Raw genomic sequence first — 260 nt, 5'->3', positions numbered from 1 at the left:
GTCGACGATCTTGTGCGAACTCGACGAGATGCCCTGCATCGTGTCGACGACGTTGCCGACCACCTGACCGCCACGCTCGGCAATTTCCGAGGCATTCACCGCCATTGCGCTCGCCTGACGGGCGTTGTCGGCGTTTTGCTTGACCGTCGCCGTGAGCTGCTCCATCGACGAAGCGGTCTGCTCAAGCGAAGCGGCTTGCTGCTCCGTGCGTGCCGACAGGTCGGTGTTGCCTGCGGCGATTTCACGCGAGGCCACGTTGA

Annotated in this window: 1 pseudogene; it reads right to left on the bottom strand. The window is 63.5% G+C overall.

Going from position 1 to position 260, the window contains the following annotated elements:
* Positions 1 to 260 (bottom strand): annotated as a pseudogene (locus CDV44_RS27580) (hypothetical protein); the annotation flags it as partial.

Source organism: Pandoraea sp. PE-S2R-1 (assembly GCF_002179865.1).
GTDB lineage: Bacteria > Pseudomonadota > Gammaproteobacteria > Burkholderiales > Burkholderiaceae > Pandoraea.
Note: the sequence above shows the minus strand (reverse complement) of the source record. Positions and strands in the feature narration are given on the sequence as shown.